General features: G+C 69.3%; 12 protein-coding genes. 5 read left to right on the forward strand and 7 right to left on the reverse strand.

Going from position 1 to position 16,937, the window contains the following annotated elements:
• Positions 1–22: 22 nt before the first annotated feature.
• On the reverse strand, positions 23–409 hold the full coding sequence (locus Psi02_RS06825; RefSeq protein WP_203972595.1) for a nuclear transport factor 2 family protein: 387 nt from the start codon (positions 407–409) through the stop codon (positions 23–25).
• A gap of 128 nt (positions 410–537) precedes the next feature.
• Here Psi02_RS06825 and Psi02_RS06830 point away from each other — a divergent pair, with 128 nt between their 5' ends.
• Positions 538–1,137 (forward strand): TetR/AcrR family transcriptional regulator, encoded by a 600-nt coding sequence (locus tag Psi02_RS06830; protein WP_203972596.1) that lies wholly within the window; start codon positions 538–540, stop codon positions 1,135–1,137.
• A gap of 82 nt (positions 1,138–1,219) precedes the next feature.
• On the opposite strand, the gene Psi02_RS06835 is transcribed toward Psi02_RS06830, so the two are convergent.
• On the reverse strand, positions 1,220–2,632 hold the full coding sequence (locus tag Psi02_RS06835; RefSeq protein WP_203972597.1) for a sensor histidine kinase: 1,413 nt from the start codon (positions 2,630–2,632) through the stop codon (positions 1,220–1,222).
• A 685-nt stretch (positions 2,633–3,317) separates the two neighbouring features.
• Here Psi02_RS06835 and Psi02_RS06840 point away from each other — a divergent pair.
• Both Psi02_RS06840 and Psi02_RS06845 read left to right on the forward strand, forming a co-directional pair.
• Positions 3,318–4,235 (forward strand): hypothetical protein, encoded by a 918-nt coding sequence (locus tag Psi02_RS06840; RefSeq protein WP_203972598.1) that lies wholly within the window; start codon positions 3,318–3,320, stop codon positions 4,233–4,235.
• A gap of 50 nt (positions 4,236–4,285) precedes the next feature.
• Entirely contained in the window at positions 4,286–5,722 is a 1,437-nt protein-coding gene (locus Psi02_RS06845) for an outer membrane protein assembly factor BamB family protein (protein ID WP_203972599.1), read from the forward strand.
• Between the two features lie 10 nt (positions 5,723–5,732).
• Here Psi02_RS06845 and Psi02_RS06850 read toward each other — a convergent pair whose 3' ends face one another.
• A complete protein-coding gene (locus Psi02_RS06850) occupies positions 5,733–6,902 on the reverse strand; it encodes a F420-dependent hydroxymycolic acid dehydrogenase (protein WP_203972600.1) in 1,170 nt (389 codons plus the stop codon).
• A gap of 228 nt (positions 6,903–7,130) precedes the next feature.
• Here Psi02_RS06850 and Psi02_RS06855 point away from each other — a divergent pair, with 228 nt between their 5' ends.
• Positions 7,131–9,101 carry a S41 family peptidase gene (locus Psi02_RS06855; RefSeq protein WP_203972601.1) on the forward strand — a complete coding sequence of 657 codons (1,971 nt, stop codon included), beginning with the start codon at positions 7,131–7,133 and terminating at the stop codon, positions 9,099–9,101.
• Between the two features lie 155 nt (positions 9,102–9,256).
• Here Psi02_RS06855 and Psi02_RS40645 read toward each other — a convergent pair whose 3' ends face one another.
• Entirely contained in the window at positions 9,257–9,967 is a 711-nt protein-coding gene (locus tag Psi02_RS40645; protein ID WP_203972602.1) for a phage tail protein, read from the reverse strand.
• Positions 9,968–10,112: 145 nt separating this feature from the next.
• On the reverse strand, positions 10,113–10,622 hold the full coding sequence (locus Psi02_RS06865) for a pyridoxamine 5'-phosphate oxidase family protein (protein ID WP_239094669.1): 510 nt from the start codon (positions 10,620–10,622) through the stop codon (positions 10,113–10,115).
• Between the two features lie 337 nt (positions 10,623–10,959).
• On the opposite strand from Psi02_RS06865, the gene Psi02_RS06870 reads away from it, so the two are divergent.
• Complete coding sequence (locus Psi02_RS06870) at positions 10,960–12,921, forward strand: LamG-like jellyroll fold domain-containing protein (protein ID WP_203972603.1); 1,962 nt, start codon at positions 10,960–10,962, stop codon at positions 12,919–12,921.
• A gap of 55 nt (positions 12,922–12,976) precedes the next feature.
• Here the strand turns inward: Psi02_RS06870 and Psi02_RS40650 are convergent, their stop codons facing one another.
• Together Psi02_RS40650 and Psi02_RS06880 are read right to left on the reverse strand one after the other, a co-directional pair.
• On the reverse strand, positions 12,977–14,023 hold the full coding sequence (locus Psi02_RS40650) for a serine hydrolase (RefSeq protein ID WP_203972604.1): 1,047 nt from the start codon (positions 14,021–14,023) through the stop codon (positions 12,977–12,979).
• 436 nt (positions 14,024–14,459) lie between these two features.
• On the reverse strand, positions 14,460–16,790 hold the full coding sequence (locus Psi02_RS06880) for a peptidoglycan recognition protein family protein (RefSeq protein WP_203972605.1): 2,331 nt from the start codon (positions 16,788–16,790) through the stop codon (positions 14,460–14,462).
• Positions 16,791–16,937: the final 147 nt, after the last annotated feature.

Genomic DNA, 16,937 nt, shown 5'->3' on the forward strand with positions numbered 1-16,937 from the left:
TGACCGCCTGGTCGGTCCTGAGTCAGCTCAGCGCCTTGAGCATGAGCGGGACGTCGACGTAGGACTCCATGCGGACGATCCTGCCGTCGCGCACCTGCCACACGTGAACCTCGGGGACGTCGAAGGGGACGGAGCCGTTCGTGGTCGTGCCGACGGTACGGCCGACCTCCACGACGCGATCGTCGGCTTCGATGATCTGCTCGACGGTCACCTTGGAGTCGATGTGCTGGAGAAGCCCGGTGAAGAAGGTGACTGCTCCGTCGTGCCCCTTGTAGTTCCCGCCCCAGGGCAGCAGCTCCGACTGGTAGATCTCGACCTCGGGGTCGAAGAGCTCGGCGATCACATTGAAGTCGTGCGTCTCGAAGGCGTCGTAGAGCCGCCTGATAATCTCGACGTTGTTTTCGGTCATGGCTGTCCCCCAGAGAAACGGGCTGAAGAGGCGACGGTGGGTGGGCCCGGCGAACCGTCATGAGAAGTCTTCAGATCGTCATCAGGGCGCACAAGTGGGCTCGGGATTGTCGGAAGGAAGCTGCCGCCATGTTCGGAAAACCTGGGCGACCGGCCGAGGATCGGGTCGGGCGTCAGCAGGAGATCTTCCTGGCGGTGGCCCCGCTGATCAGCGCGTACGGTGTCAAGGAGATCACCATGGCGCGAGCGGCGCGGGCTGCGCGGATGTCGGTCGGGGGCCTGTACCACTACTTCCCGAACAAGCGGGAGCTCTTGCTCTTCGGCCTTTCGCCCGCCAACCTCGAACGCCTCTGCGCGAGGTTCCGTGACCGGCACGGCCACCTGGCTTTGACCGATCCGCAGGCCTACCTCGCGGCCAGCCTGGACTCGCTGACCGCCGCCGCCGGCGCCTTCGTCGCCCCCTCGGTGCTCGCCGCGACCCATCTCGGCATCGACACGTTCCGCGCCCTCCTCGACGAGGCGCTCGAGACCGAGGTCATCGGTCTGGTCGACACCATCCGGATCGCCCATCCGGGCATCGGCGACGAGTCCGCGATCGCCCTCAACCGCGCCCTGCGCCGCCAGTGCGTCAGTGCGCTGCTCGATCCCCAGATCACCGCGGCGGACCTGCGTGCCCAGATCGAGGGCCTGGTCGTCGGATTCACCGGCATGGCCGGATCAGCCGCGTGACGCCCGCGTCGGCGGAAGAGCACATCTAGCCGTACGGGACGCGGTGGGCTTCTCCCCGCCCGCGCCGGGTCGTGGGGCGCCCTCAGGCGGCCGTCAGCGGATCGCTTCTCTGGTCGAGGAGCCGCAACCGGAGGACCAGGCGGGCGCCCAGGGGCGCGTCCTCGCAGCACAGCGTCCCGCCGTGGGCTTCGGCGATCTCGCGGGAGATGGCCAGCCCGAGGCCGCTGCCACCGGGATCGCGGCGCCTGCCGGAGTCCAGCCGCGTGAAGCGTTCGAAGACGCGCTCACGGTCCCGGGGCGCTATGCCGTCGCCGTCGTCCGACACGGTGACGACGACCTCGCCGCCCACCGTCTCGATGGCGACGTCCACCCGGGTCTCCGCATGACGCTGTGCGTTGTTGAGAAGGTTCTCGATGACCCGCATGAGCTGGACGCACGTGCCGTTGACGCGGGCGCCGCCTGATGGATGGACGTGCACGGGCACGCCGCCGTCCCGCCGCTCCACGGCATCGCGGACCAGGTCGTCGATGTCGACGGCGTCGGGTGGGGCCGGTTCCTCGCCGGTGATGCGGGCCAGGACGAGCAGATCGTCGACGATCGCCTGAAGGCGGTCGACGCCCATGAGCGCCGATCTGATGGCATCGTGCGCGTTAACATTTTCCGGATCGAGAAGGGCGCTCTCCAGTTGGAGGCGCATTCCGGCCATCGGTGTCCGCAACTCGTGGGAGGCGTCGGAGGCGAACCGGCGGTGGTGCTGCACCGCCGTCTCCATCCGGTCGAGGACCTCGTTGGCGGTGCCGACGAGCTGGGAGATCTCGTTGCGACCGGGCGGCTGAGGCAGCCGCAGGCTCAGGTCGTTCGGGGTGATCTCCGACATCTTGGCGCGGCTCAGTGTCACCGGGCACAGGGACCTGCCGAGGAGAGCCCAGGTCAGCCGGGCGATCGCCGCGAGCAACGGCAGGGCCGCGGCCGCGATCAGCAACTCCAGGCGGTGCTTCGTCAGGATGGACGGCGCGGGAAGCGCGGCGTAGACGAAGGTGGAGTCCGCTTCCCGGGAGGTCCTGATGGCCGCGAGAAGAGAGCATCCGCCCGGGCCGCACTCGGTCAGCTTCTGGATCGGATTGTCGGGCGGCGGCCGCACCGCGGAAAGCGGCGGCAGACCGGCGGCCGGCTTGCTGGACTCGATGACGCGGTCCCTGGAATCCACGACCTGGACGAGTTTGACCTGATTGAAGACCGGGATCGTGTGCGGCACGTCGCCGTTGCGCAACGCCGTGCTCCACCGCCCGGCGACACGTCTGGTCTCGGCGCACGCGTCGGTTTCGAGCTTGTGCCGGATGACCATGTCCAGACTCGCGCCCGCCCCGGTCAGGACCAGGAACGACAACGCGGTCGCGGCCATCGTGTAGCGCGCCCGGAGCGACTGCGGCCGGTACATGGTCCAGCGGAATCTCCTGCCGCCGGTCGTGCGGTGGGAGATGGCGCGGGTCACCATGTCGCCCTCCGATGGGCCGGTGCGAGCGGGTCGGTGGCCCTGGGAGTGTGCGCCCGGTTCGGGAGAGGGGGCCGTGATGGGCTATGAGTCACCTGCGCCCTCCGCTGAACAGTCGGTACTGCCGGGGCTGGGGACGGGCCCGGACCTGGAGATGACCGGGGTCTTCCGCGTCGAGGCGATGCCGTTCGGCGCGGGATCGCCCTTGCGCGCCGAGCTCAGAGCCTGCTGCACGGAGCGGCGGATATCTCCATGGGATCCGTTGAAGTCCATTTCGTAACTGTATGAACAAAATGTGGCATTTGGGTGGCTGCGTTACACCTAGCCTAGGTGTCGGGTTATGTGAACATTGTGTAGGACCGCACCTGTTGGGAAGGTTGCGCTGTCAGCATGCCCTGTTCCTGCGGGGGTTCGGGAGCTCACACCCGTCGCGATCAGGTGGAACACCGCTCTCGGCATTCGAGGTCGGCGAACTCCCAGGCCACTTCGGATAAGTAGAAAATTGAACGACCGCCGGCTCAGGCCGACCTCGCGGGGGGCAATGCCGGGCAGGGGCGTCGGACCGGATCAGGTCGGCCGTTGAGGTCGAATTCCTAACCCTATTTTGCGGATCTTTGGTGCTAATCTCGCCTTTGGTTGGCATATCGCGGTTGTCCATGTGGTCATCGGTTTCTTGGAGGCCATGGCGATGTCGTCCGGGAAGCCGGAGCCGGAGAAGGTCTCCGAGCAGTCCGATGAGAAGCCCCGACCGGTCCCGAAGACGCGGCCGCCGAAGCGTTTCCAGCTCTCCTGGGAGGCCGTCGGGGGCATCACGGCGATCGCCGGTGTCGTGGCCGCCGTCGTCTTCGGCGTGTTGCAGATGGTGGCCCCGGCGGATGAGACGGAGCCCACCCGTGGCACTCCCAGTGTTTCCGCCGTTCCCGCCGACGAGAGGCTGGAACTGGTCGATCTGTCGCCGTCGCGCGAACCGGTCGACGTTCCGGTGTCCCAGTACGAGTCCGACGGCCGGACCACCGCCCCCTCGGCGGGCTCAACGGTGCCCGGCGGCGACTCCAGGGAGCGCCGCGCGCTCGTGGTCACCCTTCGCAACTCCACCGAGGACACGGCGTTGCTGACCGGGGTGAAGCTTGTCGTCCACTCGACCTTCGTGCCGTCGACGTGTGAAGGCGGCGGGGGTGAAGGCGTGAAGGCGACTCTCAACTACGACTTCCGGTTCCCCGAGAAACTCCAGGGGTCCTGGGCGCACACCGAACCTCAGGTCTTCGCGGTGCAGCCGCACGACGCCGACGCCCTGTCGATCACCATGGGCCCCGAGGAGGAGGCGGGCCTGACGCTGATGTGGCGCTTCTCCGTATACGGGGTGTCCAAGGGGGGCAAGGAGGCGTACTGGGGAGACGGCGTCTGGACCGACTACTACGAGCTGTCTGACGCCGATTACGCCAGTTATGTTCTGGGCGACTCTCCCAAGCCCGTCGACGACGAGGTACGGGCCTGCGCGGCCCAGGTCCTGAGCGGCCTCAGGAACTTCACGGCCGGCTCCTCCCTGGTCGTCCATCCCGGCGTGACCGCGATGATCGACTACTACCGGCGGCTGGCCGAGTCGTGACGGAGGACGGGGCGGGCGACCGGCGGTCTCTCTCGCGCCGGGAGATCATCGTGTCCGGCCTCACCCTGGGCCTGGGGGCGGCCGGTCTCGCCTGGTACGTCGCGGGGATGCGGTCGTCGCGGTCCGAACCGTCACCGAAAAGCGAGTTCCGGCCGCCGTCGCCGGCGCCGGCGCCGACCTCAGCCGGGTGGCAGCGTCCGATCGTGGTCGGCCCCATGTGCACGATGGCGCGGTCGGGCGACGACCTCTATCTGTACGACGCGCGCGGAACCGTGCACGCGCTGGACGCGGGGACAGGCGCCACCCGGTGGAAAGCCGAGCCGGGCGTGCCGGTCGACACCGGTATCCTCCTGTCGGGTGACATGGTGGTGGTCGGTGGCACCCCCCACCCGGCGGACGGCGCGATCCCCGCGCCGAACTCGCCGGAGGGCGCGGTGGTCGCCCTCGATCGCCGTACGGGCGAGCCCGTCTGGCGCCACGGCACCGTGGGGTCCTTCCGTTTCATCGGCGGCCCTCTGCCGGGATCGGTTCTGGTGCACGATTCCGACGGTGTGCTCCGGCTTCTGAACGCGGCCACCGGCGAGGTCGTCTGGCGGAGCGAGGTCGCGTCTGACACGTTCCACCTCTTCAGCGTCGCTCGGCTGGCGGTCAGTGGCCCGGTCGTCCTGGAGACCTTCGTCGGCACACTGCGGGCCGATATGGGCGACCCGGTCACGCACCCGAACACCGACTGGTTCCGTGCCCTCGACGGCGTCGACGGCACGGTGAGGTGGACGGCCGACGTCGCCGCGGCGAAGTGGACCGTCGTACCTCACGCTGGAGGCGGACGGCCCGGAACCTCGGGCAGTATTAATTGGCTCAGCACCGAGGTCGCCGGTTTCGTCCATGTCGTACGGGCGATCCTTTCGCCTACCGGCGATCCGAATTTCGCGCTTTCCACCACGTCGGAACTGGTCGGCGTCGACGTCGGCTCCGGCCGGAGCATGTGGACGTTCCCCGCCGGGCTGATGTCGCAACCCGTCGTCGAAGCGGACGCGATCTACGTCGCGAGCGCCGAGACGCCTGACGACGCTGTGCGGATCCACGGGTGGGACGCCCGCACTGGACGGGAGCTGTGGACGTTCAGACCTGACGGCGACGACGCGAAGATCCTGATTCCCGGCGCGACGTCGCTCGCGATCGACGGCGAAGTCCTGTGCGCCGGGTCGCTGGACGGGATCGTCGCCGTCGATGTCCGCACCGGCAGGAAGAACTGGTCGGTCCATCACAGAGCGCATGGTCTGCGAGGGGCTCCCGTGATATCGGGAGGCGTCGTCTACATGGTGGACGACTCCGGCCCGGCCGACATCCGCGCCTGGCGATTGAGCGACGGGCGGGAGCGTCCGTTCGACGGCCCGCGCGGGGGAGGTCGGACGCTGGTGCCCGCAGGCGACATGCTCTACGTGACCTCCGACACCGCGCTGTACGGGATCCCACTCGGCGAGTGATCGCGCTGGGTCATCGGTGGACGTGGGGGAGCACCTCCCGGGCGTAGAAGTCGATCACTTTCTCCTGGTCGTCCTGGCCGGAGTGGATGAACGGCGTGGCGCCGAGGTCGAGCAGGCGCTGGACGGCCTTGATGTGCACCTGGGGATCCGTGCCGCGCGGCCACGAGGCGTACACCTTCGACAACGGCCAGCGTTGCTCGGCGATGCGCTGGATGGTCACCGGATCGGGCTGGTAGAGCAGATCGCCGAAGCCGTGGACGGTGAACCGCCACCTCCGCGCCGCCTGATCGGCCTCCGCCTGGCCGCCCACCACGACCCAGGTCTCGACGAGCTTGGGCATGGCGTCCGGGTTCTTCCCGGCGGCGCGCGCGCCCTCGTTGAACGCGTCGACCATGCGCTTGTCGGTGACGTCGTGTGTCTGCACCACCCAGCCGTCGCCGTACCGCCCGGCCAGGTAGGCGCTCTTCGGCCCACTGGCCGCGACGTGGATCGGCACGGGAGTGGTCGGCACGTCGTAGAGCTTGAACTGGTCGGTCCGGTAGTAGCGGCCCTTGTGGGTGACCCGCTCGCCGGTCCAGAGCTTGCGGATGAGCCCGATGGCCTCGATCAGCCGGTCGTGACGCTCGGGATAGCGGTCGAAGCGGCCCGTCGAAGCCAGCTCGTTGAGCGCCTCTCCCGTGCCGACGCCGAGGAACACCCTCCCGGGCGTCAGGATGCCGAGGGAGGCGAACGCCTGCGCGACCTGGGAGGGATGGTGGCGGTACAGCGGGCAGGTGACGCCCGTGCCGTACGTCAGCCGGGGTGTGCGCTCGCCGATCAGAGCCAGCGTCAGCCACGGGAACATGCTGTGGCCCTCATTGTCCTGCCACGGTTGAGAGTGGTCGCTCGTCCACACGTACCCGAACCCGGCGCGATCGGCCATCTCGGCGAAACGGACGAGGTCCGGTGTCCGGAACTGCTCGTGCCCGAGGACGAACCCGACCGGCGACGCCGGCGGTCTCGCTCCGCCGGCCGGCGACGGGCTCGGGGTGGTGCCCGAACCCGGTCCGCGCAGGACGCCCGTGCCCAGTGCCGCGCCGCCCACCGCCGCGATTCCCAGCATGGAGAACCGCCGCCGGGAAATCGTCTCTGATCCGCTCGGCTCCGTTCCGGGACGCCGTTCGCGCTCGTGTCCGCTCATCGTCGTTCTCCCCCCGAGATCGACACGAGATCGTCGCCCCATACCCCCACTTATTCCGCATAAACAGCACAAATGGCGATATATCGCACCGCTGGAATTAAAGGGCGCGACGCGGAAGGTGAGTAGGGGCGTACTCAGGACGGTCATGGCGACATCGGCTTAGCCTCCCTCCATGAGGTGGTGATCCCACCGGGATGACTCCTCGTGAGAGACCTCAAAGGGGGGCCCATGCCAGAGATTCCCGTCCTCGGCCTGGCGGACGACCACGCACTCGGCGACGTTCACGAGATGCCGCGGATGCGCGAGATCGTCCAGTCCAGCCCGCTCACCCCGGCCGACCGGGCGGTGCTGGTCGACCAGGCGGCCGTCGTTATCGACGGGCTCTACGCGCACCTGCTGCACAAGCGCGCGATGTACGCGATCGATCCCAGCCAGCGGCTGCGCCTGCTGCGTGCCAAGCTGCCCACGCTGTCCGACGCCGAGTTCCACGTCGAGCTCGTCAAGATCTTCAATCAGCTCCGCGACGGGCACACCGAGTACGTCCTGCCGGAGGCGTACCAGGGCCCGGTCGCCTTCCTCGGCATCCGGGTCGAGCGGTGCTGGGACGGGGACACGTCCCGCTATCTCGTCACGAGCCGGTACGACAAGCTGACGGGCGACCCGCAACTCGTTCCCGGCGTGGAGGTCACCCACTGGAACGGCATGCCCGTCGAACTGGCCGTGGCCAGGAACGCCGAGCGCGAGTTCGGCGGCAACCCCGCGGCCCGGCTCGCCCGGGGGCTGCAGGCCATGGCGATCCGCCCGTTCGTCACCTCGGCGCTGCTCGAGGAGGACTGGGCTGACATCAGGTACCGGACGCAGGCCGGCGTGACGCGTGACGTCCGCATCCCCTGGCGGGTCTTCGACTCGATCGAGGACCTCCGCGAGTTCCTCGGTCTCCGCCCGACCGTGGCGGGAGCGGTGCCGACCGCGGTGGGCTACGACCTGCGCACGAGCCTCGCGCAGCGGCTGCGCAAGCGGCTGTTCACCGCGTCAGGCGAGGAGCCCGGCGCCGGCGGGGCGGCGGTGGGCGGCGAGATCGCCACCACCCGGCCCGAGCTGAAGGCCAGGATCATCCGTACCGGGGACGGCCGCGAGTACGGCCATCTGCGGATCTTCTCCTTCCACCTCGAGGACCTGAACGCCGACGGAGACTTCGTCGACGACATCATCGGCTTCCTCAACGAGGTGGCGAGGGTCCTGACCCTGCTGCCGGAGAACGGGCTCATCGTCGACGTCCGCGACAACGGCGGCGGCTTCGTCGTCGCGGCCGAATACCTGCTGCAGATGCTCACCCCCAACCGGATCGCCCCCGGGCTGGCCCAGTTCGTCTGCACTCCGACCACCGCCGCCTTCACCCAGGCTCGCGACGAGATGGCCGCCTGGCGCGCGTCGATCGCCGATTCGGTGCAGACCGGCGCGCAGTACTCCAGCGGTGTACCGCTGGACGCGGCCGACTTCATCAACGCGGCGGGGCAGCTATACCACGGGCCGGTCGTGCTCGTCACGGACGCGCTCTGCTACAGCGCCACCGACACGTTCGCGGCAGGCTTCCAGGACAACCGTGTCGGCCCGGTGCTCGGGGTGGACGAGGCGACCGGCGCGGGCGGCGCGGAGGTCCGCACCCACTCCGCCATCTTGCAGGACTGGCCGGAAGGCCCGCTCCGGCCGCTTCCCGGCGGAGCCGACTTCCGGCTCTCCATCCGCCGTACGCTCCGGGTCGGGGCGCACGAGGGCCAGATCATCGAGGACTTCGGCGTCGTTCCCGACCACCTGTACCGGCTGACCAGGCGTGACGTCCTCGAAGGCAACCTGGACCTGATGGACAGGGCCGTCGCGCTCCTGCGTGAGGGCAGGCCGCGCACTCTGGAGGTCGAGGACGTCGCCGTCGACGGCGCCCAGATCACGCTCACCCTGTCCACCCGCGCGCTCACCGGCGTCGACGCCTACGCCAACGACCGGCCGGTCGCGGTCGTCGCCGTCGCGGACGGGACGAACTCGATCTCCTTCGCCGTGCCCGAGGCGGAGTCGGTGACCGTCCGGCTGCTCGGTTTCGACGGGACCGTGCTGTCCGCCGCGAGGAACCTGCTCTTCCGCGCGGCGGACGGCGCGGACGAGGGAGGCAAGACCTCGTTCGTGCGCGAGCGGATCGCTCTCTAGTGGCCCGTCACGCGACCTTCGCCGGGCAACTGGTCGAGCTTCTGATGGGTGAGCTCGCGGCGGTCGGCGAGTCAGGACCACCTCCAACGAGGCAGCCGGCCTGACGAGTCCACCGCCGGAGATCGATCAGCCGTCCGAGGTTCGGTCGCGGGCCACTAGCTGTCGCGTCCGGGGAAGACGCCTTGCGTGCAGATCACGTAGGTCAGCCCGTTGGGGGCGGCACTGCGCAGGTCGGGCAGCTTGAACGTGGTCCGTCCGTCGCCTCCGTAGGAGGTGCCGAGCAACGCGAACAGGGCCTGGTTCTGGTTGATCGCCAACGTCTGTCCGGCGGCCGGGGTGCCTCCGGCGACGCCGCCGGCCACCAGCCACACGGACCCCATGGTGCATTCCGTCCCCCTGCCGGCCGTGGCGAGGCTGGTTCCGGTACCGAAACGCGGATCCGGAACGGAGTCGCCCTTGGGGCCCGCCGGGCCCGCCGGGCCCGCCGAGCCCGTCGGACCGGTCGTTCCCCGCGGACCTGTGGCACCCTTGGGGCCTTGAGGACCGGTCGCGCCGGTCTTACCCGCCGGGCCCTGGGCACCCGTTTTGCCTGTCGCGCCGGTCTTCCCCGTGGGGCCCTGGGGTCCCTTCACATTCCAGGAGAGCCGCGACTCGGTTGTCTTGCACTTGGTCGTCGAGGGAACGATCCGGGCGGCTCGGGTGGTCTTGCCGACGCAGGCGTAGATCGTGCTCGGTGCAGAAGATGCGCTCACCAGAGCGATTCCGCCCGACGTGGCGAGACCGCCCGCCGCGGCGGCCACGGCCAGGATGGCCGCCAATCTCAGCCCGCGTCCCGCCGGACGGCGCCACCGTTCGTTATGTGCCATATGAGACCTCCTAGGTCCACGACCGTCATCTGCCGACGGTCGACGGTCGGGAGGGTCCCTGGGTTGGCGCATCCGACATCACGCTTCGGCACCGAAATACGGTGAGCGCCGGCAATACGGTGAGCGCCGGCGCGGTGACGGGCCACTAGCTCTGGTCCTCCGACAGCCACACCTCCGGGCGCATGCGAATCCTGATCATCCGGTCCGTCGCCTCCACTGAGGAGGCGACGTACCGGCCGCCGCCTTCCTCACCGAGATAGCGGCCGGCGAAGGCGCGCCGCTCGTCGGACGTCACCGACTCGTCGATCCCGGTCACCGGGCCCTCCACCGACACGTACCGATACGGCACCTCGGTGGACTGGACGCAGAGGCTGAACCGCCCCGCCTGCCTGATCAGCCGTGCCTTGCGGCTGTCGCGCGCGGTGATCAGGACGATGTCGCCCCCGGGCGCGTACTCGTACCAGATCGGCACGGTCAGCGGACCGTGGGCGTCCCCGTCCACAACGCTCACCACCGCGACCCTCACCTCCGCGAGGAACGCCTCGCGCTCCTGGCCGCTCATCGTTCGCGACATCGTCAGCCCTCTTCCGTCGAAGACCGTCCGGTACGGCTCGCCGGACAGCAGTCTCCGCCGGGACCTGCCGGGGGAGCCCACGTCTCGGAACCTGTGTGACAAGCATCACAATCACCGTCGGCGCGCTCGCCCGGCATGTCCACCGGTGTGTCTCAGGCCATGAGATGAGCGAGGCGTCCGCACAGGTGGCTTTCGTTCGTCGGAGGTCGTCCCGGGATTGCGGTCATCCCTATCGGATCTCGCAGCCGGGACGTTACAAGGTGTCCGGCGGTTTACTCACTGTCAGCTTTCGCGGTTTCGGTCATTTTCTTACGATCAGAGCGCTTTGGACCGATCTTTGTGTGAGGTTGACATGAGACTCTCGTGGCCGGGGAAATCCGGCCGAAACGGCGGCCGTGAGCGCTATCGACTGCTGAGCGTGTCGGCTGCGTTCGCTCTGGCGGCGTCGTTGCTGGCGATTCCGCTTCCCGCGGCCGCCGCGGACGTGCCCCTGGCGCCGACCAACCTGATGTCGCACGGCAAGCCGTGCGCCACCGGCGCGGAGCGACCGTCCGTGCTGACGGCCACGCCGGTTCTGGCGGCGAGGCAGCAGCACCCGACCCCCGGCAAGCAGTCACTGACCACCTCGTTCTACTGGTGGCCCCTCGGCGGAACCCGTAACGAGACCGACGTGTTGTCCCAGGCGTCCGGCAACCCGTCGAACGTCTCGCAGGCCATCCCCGCGGGCAGGCTCACCGACGGCTCGTCGTACGTGTGGCAGGCGCGCACCTTCGACGGCACCGCCTTCGGGCCGTGGTCGGTCAAGTGCCAGTTCACGGTCGACCTGACCCCGCCGCCCGCACCGGGTGGCGTCACGTCGAGCGACTACCCGTCCGGCGGCCCGCACGGCGGAGTGGGTGTCCCCGGAGTCTTCGAGGTCACCGCGCCGGCGGAGGGTGCGGACGACATCGCGGGTTACGAATACAGCTTCGACTCCGGAACCGTCGGTGGCACATTCGTCGCCGCTCGCGCGCACGACCACGGCGCCACCTTCACGGTCGCCCCGCCGCACGACGGTTCCAACAGGTTGACCGTGTGGTCCACGGACCGGGCCGGTCGGCGCTCCACGCCGTTCACCTACTCCTTCAGCGTGCGGGCGCCGGCGGGTCCCGCGGCCGAGTGGACGTTCGACGAGACCGGCGACGCCGGCGACCTCACCGGGCACGGCAACACGGCCGTCCTCTCCGGCGGAGCCACGCGCACCGACGGCAGGGGCGGCGTGGGCGCCGCCCTCTCACTGGACGGCGTCTCCGCGTTCGCCGCCACGAACGGCCCGGTTCGAGCCCCGAACCCGGACACCGGCACGATGACCAAGGTGCGCACCGACCACACCTTCACGGTCACGGCGCGCGTGAAGCCTTCCGCGACCGGAGACGGCGAGGTGGCCGCGGTGTCCGCCGACGGCGCTCTCACGTCCGCGTACGTGCTGGGCCGGTCCGGCGACCGCTGGACGTTCCGGATGGCGGGCTCCGACGCGGAGGCCCCCGTCTCGGCCGTCGTGTCCTCCGACGCCGCCGCGACGGCGGGGAAGTGGACGCACCTCGCGGGCGTCTACGACTCGTTCACCCATGAGCTGCGGCTCTACGTGAACGGCGTCAGGCAGTCGACCACCGCCACCCTTGAGGGCGGTTTCCGCGCCACCGGGCCGGTCGCCGTGGGCCGCGCCAAGGCCGCCGGAGTCGCGACCGGCTTCTTCGGCGGGGCCGTGGACGACGTGCGCGTGTACGACTACGCCGAGTCCGACCCCCACCTGGCGGCCTTCGCCGTGCCTGTCCAGCCGGTCATCTCGTTCCCCGACGGCGACACGGTGTCGCAGGGCGAGAAACTGACCGTCCGGTTCGACGTGCCCGGCGACGAGAACGTGGTCAGGTTCGAATACGACGACAACGGCTCTAACCGGAGTGTCGAGGCGATCGGCGGCTCCGCCACGGTCACGATCGACGCCCGCTCGACGGGCACGAATGTGGTCTCCGCCGTCGCCGTGGACGCAGCAGGCCATCGGTCCCCGGAGGTCCTGGCCTCGTTCACGGTGGTGGGCGTGGCGAGCGTCTCCGGCACGGTGGTGGACCTCGACACGTTCATGCCCGTGGAAGGCGCCACGGTGACCATGGAGCCGGGCGGCCTGTCCATGGTCACCGGTCCGGACGGCATGTACAGATTCGACGGCTTCCCCGCCGGTTTCTACACGTTGTCGGCGAGCAAGGACGGCGCCTGCCCTCTGTCGTCGGGCAACACCCGGTTGCACATTGATGATTCGGCGGTGAGGCGCGACCTGCCGGTGTTCCCGCCGTTCGATGACTCCGGGATGCCCACCTGCACCCCCGGGCAGGGGTCCGAGTAGAAGACCGTGAGATCGGCGCGGCGGCACACGGTGTGCGCCGCGCCGGTCACGCGTTCTACGGCGCGGCGGACGTGGAGGACGTGGGAGACGCGCGGGGTGTGGAGATCGCCTTGGACAGTGCCTTGCGGACCATCTCCGCGACGTGCTCGACGGTGGCGATGCCGTCTCCCATGGAGCGGGTGCGGCTCGACAGGACGGCGATCAGGTAGTCGTGGTCGTCGCCCCGGACCCGGCCGATGCTGTTGATGGTCCACAGGTCCCCGTCGATCTTGCGGGGCAGCCAGCCGTTCTTGAGCGCCGTCGTGTCCTTCCGGCCTGCGGCGGCGCTGACCCCCCAGTCCTGCGAAGAGACGACGTTGCCCATCAGGTCCAGGACGTATCGGCGGTTCTTGTCGGTGAGCGGGCTCTTCTTGGACGTCAGTGTCTTCAGGAGGCGGATCTGGTCGGCCACGTCGGTCATGGTGGCGCCCCAGTAGCCTGCCGGACCCACCGTCGTGTGGCGCAGCTTGAGCTTCTTGTTGGCGGCCGCCACGCCATATGAGCCGCCGACCCGGTTCCACAACGCGTCGGCGGCGTTGTTGTCGCTTTCGGTGATCATGCGGGTGGCCAGGGCGCGCTCGTCGCGGCTGAGCCCGCGCTTTTCCCGCTGGGCGCGCAGGAGGAGCGTCACGAGGATGTCGACCTTGACGATGCTCGCGGTGGCGTGCTTCATGCCGGCGTTGTAGCCGTACGACAGTCCTGTGGACAGGTCCTGGATCTGCACCGAGAGCTGGCCGGACCGGCCTTTCAGGTACGACCCGACGCGGCGGGTGAGGTCCTTGCGCGCCGACTTCGAGAAGACCGGCTTGGGAGCGGGGGTGGGTGTCGGGCTCGGCGTGGGGCTCGGTGCCGGCGTCGGCGTGGGCGCGGGGACGACGGCCTCGATCGTCGTGGAGGGGGAGGCCATGTGCACCGCTTCGGGGCGCGAAGCGGTGAACTGCGAGCCGCCTCCGATGAGGGCCGCGACCGTCACGAGCGCGACCGCGGCACGGAGGACCGGCTGGTGCCGGGGCGCAGGCCGCAGAGCGGCTCCGGGGGAGTCACGGGGCCGCCTGAACGTCATGCCAGACAGGTTTATGCACGCATATTGGCCCAACCTTGGGCAAAGCTACAAATTTCCTGGACCAAATCACTCTGGTCCATGAAGAAACCCAGGCAACACCCGCCCCCACCCCACGCCCCCCTCCGCGTGATCATGCACAAGTTCGGCGACACGCCGTCCGACCTGGACCTCCGCGGTGCGTGATCATGCACGGATTCGGGCGCGCACCATTTCACCTGCGCGAACCGCGAGCGTGATCATGCACGGATTCGATTATGTGCGGTCTCACCAGCGTGAACCCTGGGCGTGATCATGCACGGTCTCGTGCATCGAGCGAGGCTCCGTACAGACGACAGGGTCTGCGCAGACGACGGAGGCTCCGTACAGACATCTGTACGGAGCCTCCGCATGGCCTGAGCCAGCTGGCGAGCAGGGCGATCCGCCCTGCCGGGCCCGCCTACTTCACGTAGGCGATGCCCTCGGTGACGACGGTGGGCCGCCCGGAGGTGCCCGCCACCACGATCTTGATGGTGTGCTTGGCGCTGGTGGTCCAGGTCTTCGTCCAGAAGATGTTGCGGTAGTTCGTCGTCGACGTCTTGGTGTCGAAGACCGTCGTTTTGACGCCGTCCACGTAGATGGTCAGAGCGCCGGTGTTCGGGGCCCGCTTGCCGATCAGCCCGACCGAGCGGCCGGTGAAGGTGTACGTGGCGCTCGCGTTCTTGGCCGTGCTGAACAGGGTCGAGCCGCCGAGGTAGGACGAGGAGGTGGTCTTCTTCCACGTCCCGGTCCGCTTGGCGTACGACTCGTAGAGCAGGGCGGCGGTCCGGGTCGCCGACGAGGTCTTGGAGTTGCCCGCCGCGTCGGTGGCGGTGACCGACCAGACCTTCGAGGCCTGCGACTTCGACGAGGACGACCAGGAGGTCGCCGTGGTCGACAGCGTGGCCTTGGACGGCGAGACGATCCCCAGTGTCCGCAGCAGCGTGTTGTCCGTCGCCTTCCAGTGGAGGCCGACCGGGATGACGCCCGTCGTGCTGACCGCGCCGGTCCGGATGCCGAGGTAGGCCGCGGTGCCGAAGGCCGGAGCCGTCTTGTCCACCACCACCGTGTAGGTCGACGACGTCGCCGTCGTGCCGTTGATGTTGACGGCACGCAGCTGCACCTTGTGAGAGCCGCTCGCGAGGGTCAGGCTCGCCGAGGCCGCCGTGGCGGACGGCGTGGAGACGACCTTTCCGTCCACCACGACCTCATACTTCGACAGCGCGGCCTTCCTGGAGGTCCAGCTGAGCGAGACCGTCCCCTTGGTGTAGTAGGTCGAGCCCGACTTCGTGGCGCCGGTGATCCCGCTGAGGGAGAGCGACGTGACCGGGGTCGTCCACTGCTTGGCCGTCGTCCTGATGCCGGGGAGCGCGGCGTAGAGCTTCGTGCCGGGGCACGCCGTGGCGAAGCCGTCCCGGTGACCGGAGATCGTGTTGAAGCTGTACGTGCCCGGCTTGAACTTCCCGTTGTCGGCGGTGATCGTCATCGGGGTCTTACCCGTCGGGTCTCCGCCGGCCAGGCCGAGCTTCCATGCGGCGAGCTTGGCGATCGCGTCGAGGGCGACCTTCGGCGGGGTGGGGTCGCTGGGGTCGTTGAAGCTGCCGAGCAGAGCGATCCCGGACGAGGACGTGTTGAAACCCAGCGTGTGCGCGCCGATCACGGGTTGGTCGACGCCGCCCGCCCGGCCCTCGAAGATCGTGCCGCACTTGTCGACGAGGAAGTTGTAGCCGATGTCGTTCCACCCGTTCGTCTTGACGTGGTAGAGCATGATCCCCCGGATGATCGCGGGAGAGTCGGCGCAGGAGTAGTCGTTGACGCCGTCCGTGTGATGCACGAAGACCGCCTTGACCGTGGTCGCGTACTCGGGCGGATCCGTGACCAGCTTCTCGTCGGCGCTCCACGACGCGCGGGTCTTGATGGTCGGGCGGGGCGCGGTGCTCGTCGGTGTGACCGCGAGCGCCTTCGGCGTGGCCTTCGCCGTCGGGGTCGGCGTCGCCTTGGGAGTGGCGCTCGGGGTCGTCTTCGGCGTGGCGCTGGGGGACGGCGTGGCGGAGGGCGTGGGCGTCGGGGTCGAGGCCGGTGTCGTGACCGGCCCGGCCGGCGGGGCGTCCACGGTCGACGGACTCGGCTCGGACCCGGGTTCGGAGGACGGGGCACCGTCCGGCTCCGTGGTGCTGACGGCGCCCGCGAGGGTCACGTCGCCCAACTGCTCGCCCGCGGCCCGGACTCCGGTCTTCCGCGTGCCGTTTCCCGGATCGACGAGTTCGACGCGGAGTCCGCGGGGCAGGGCGTGGCCCTTGCCCGTCACACGGACCTCGACGCCGTTGGAGGGTCCCACCCACAAAGGCGCGGTGGCGCCGCGGGCCTGCCGGTCGGTCGCGCTGCCCACGTCGGGCAGGTCGTCGCTCTCGGCCTCGACCGGACGCCACGACGACCAGGCGCCGGATGCCGCGGCGCGTGTGCGCACCTCGACCGCGCCGTCGATGGCCTCGTGAGCGTCGTTCCAGCTGACACCCAGCAGGCTGAACGGCTTGGTGGTCGCGGCCGGCAGGCCCTGGACCGACTGCTTGCCGGATCCTCCCGACTGGCCGGAGGGCAGGTCGCGTAGCGCGAGCGTGTTCACCTGCCCCGGGGTGGGGGGCTGCGCCGCAGGCGACGCGGTCGACGATGGCCCGCCGACCACCACGAAGGCCACGGCCGCGGCCGCCACAGGTGCGATCGTGCTCAGCGCGACGATCATGCGCCTCTTCATGAATCTCCGATCATTCGGGGGACCGATCCCGTTCACCGCGCCATGTCGTCGCCGGGGAAGGTCGGGGAAGTATGCGGCCGGGGGCCAGGCAGTACCGCGCCTGGTTTATCACAGATAGACCGATCCTTCGTTGGGAACACGACACCA

Origin of the sequence: Planotetraspora silvatica, assembly GCF_016863315.1 — a bacterium.
Classification (GTDB): domain Bacteria; phylum Actinomycetota; class Actinomycetes; order Streptosporangiales; family Streptosporangiaceae; genus Planotetraspora; species Planotetraspora silvatica.

Coding starts and splice junctions, on each gene's coding strand:
- Psi02_RS06825 (WP_203972595.1), bottom strand. CDS start 409: ATGACCGAAAACAACGTCGAGATTATCAGGCGGCTCTACGACGCCTTC.
- Psi02_RS06830 (WP_203972596.1), top strand. CDS start 538: ATGTTCGGAAAACCTGGGCGACCGGCCGAGGATCGGGTCGGGCGTCAG.
- Psi02_RS06835 (WP_203972597.1), bottom strand. CDS start 2,632: ATGGTGACCCGCGCCATCTCCCACCGCACGACCGGCGGCAGGAGATTC.
- Psi02_RS06840 (WP_203972598.1), top strand. CDS start 3,318: ATGTCGTCCGGGAAGCCGGAGCCGGAGAAGGTCTCCGAGCAGTCCGAT.
- Psi02_RS06850 (WP_203972600.1), bottom strand. CDS start 6,902: ATGAGCGGACACGAGCGCGAACGGCGTCCCGGAACGGAGCCGAGCGGA.
- Psi02_RS06855 (WP_203972601.1), top strand. CDS start 7,131: ATGCCAGAGATTCCCGTCCTCGGCCTGGCGGACGACCACGCACTCGGC.
- Psi02_RS40645 (WP_203972602.1), bottom strand. CDS start 9,967: ATGGCACATAACGAACGGTGGCGCCGTCCGGCGGGACGCGGGCTGAGA.
- Psi02_RS40650 (WP_203972604.1), bottom strand. CDS start 14,023: ATGACGTTCAGGCGGCCCCGTGACTCCCCCGGAGCCGCTCTGCGGCCT.
- Psi02_RS06880 (WP_203972605.1), bottom strand. CDS start 16,790: ATGAAGAGGCGCATGATCGTCGCGCTGAGCACGATCGCACCTGTGGCG.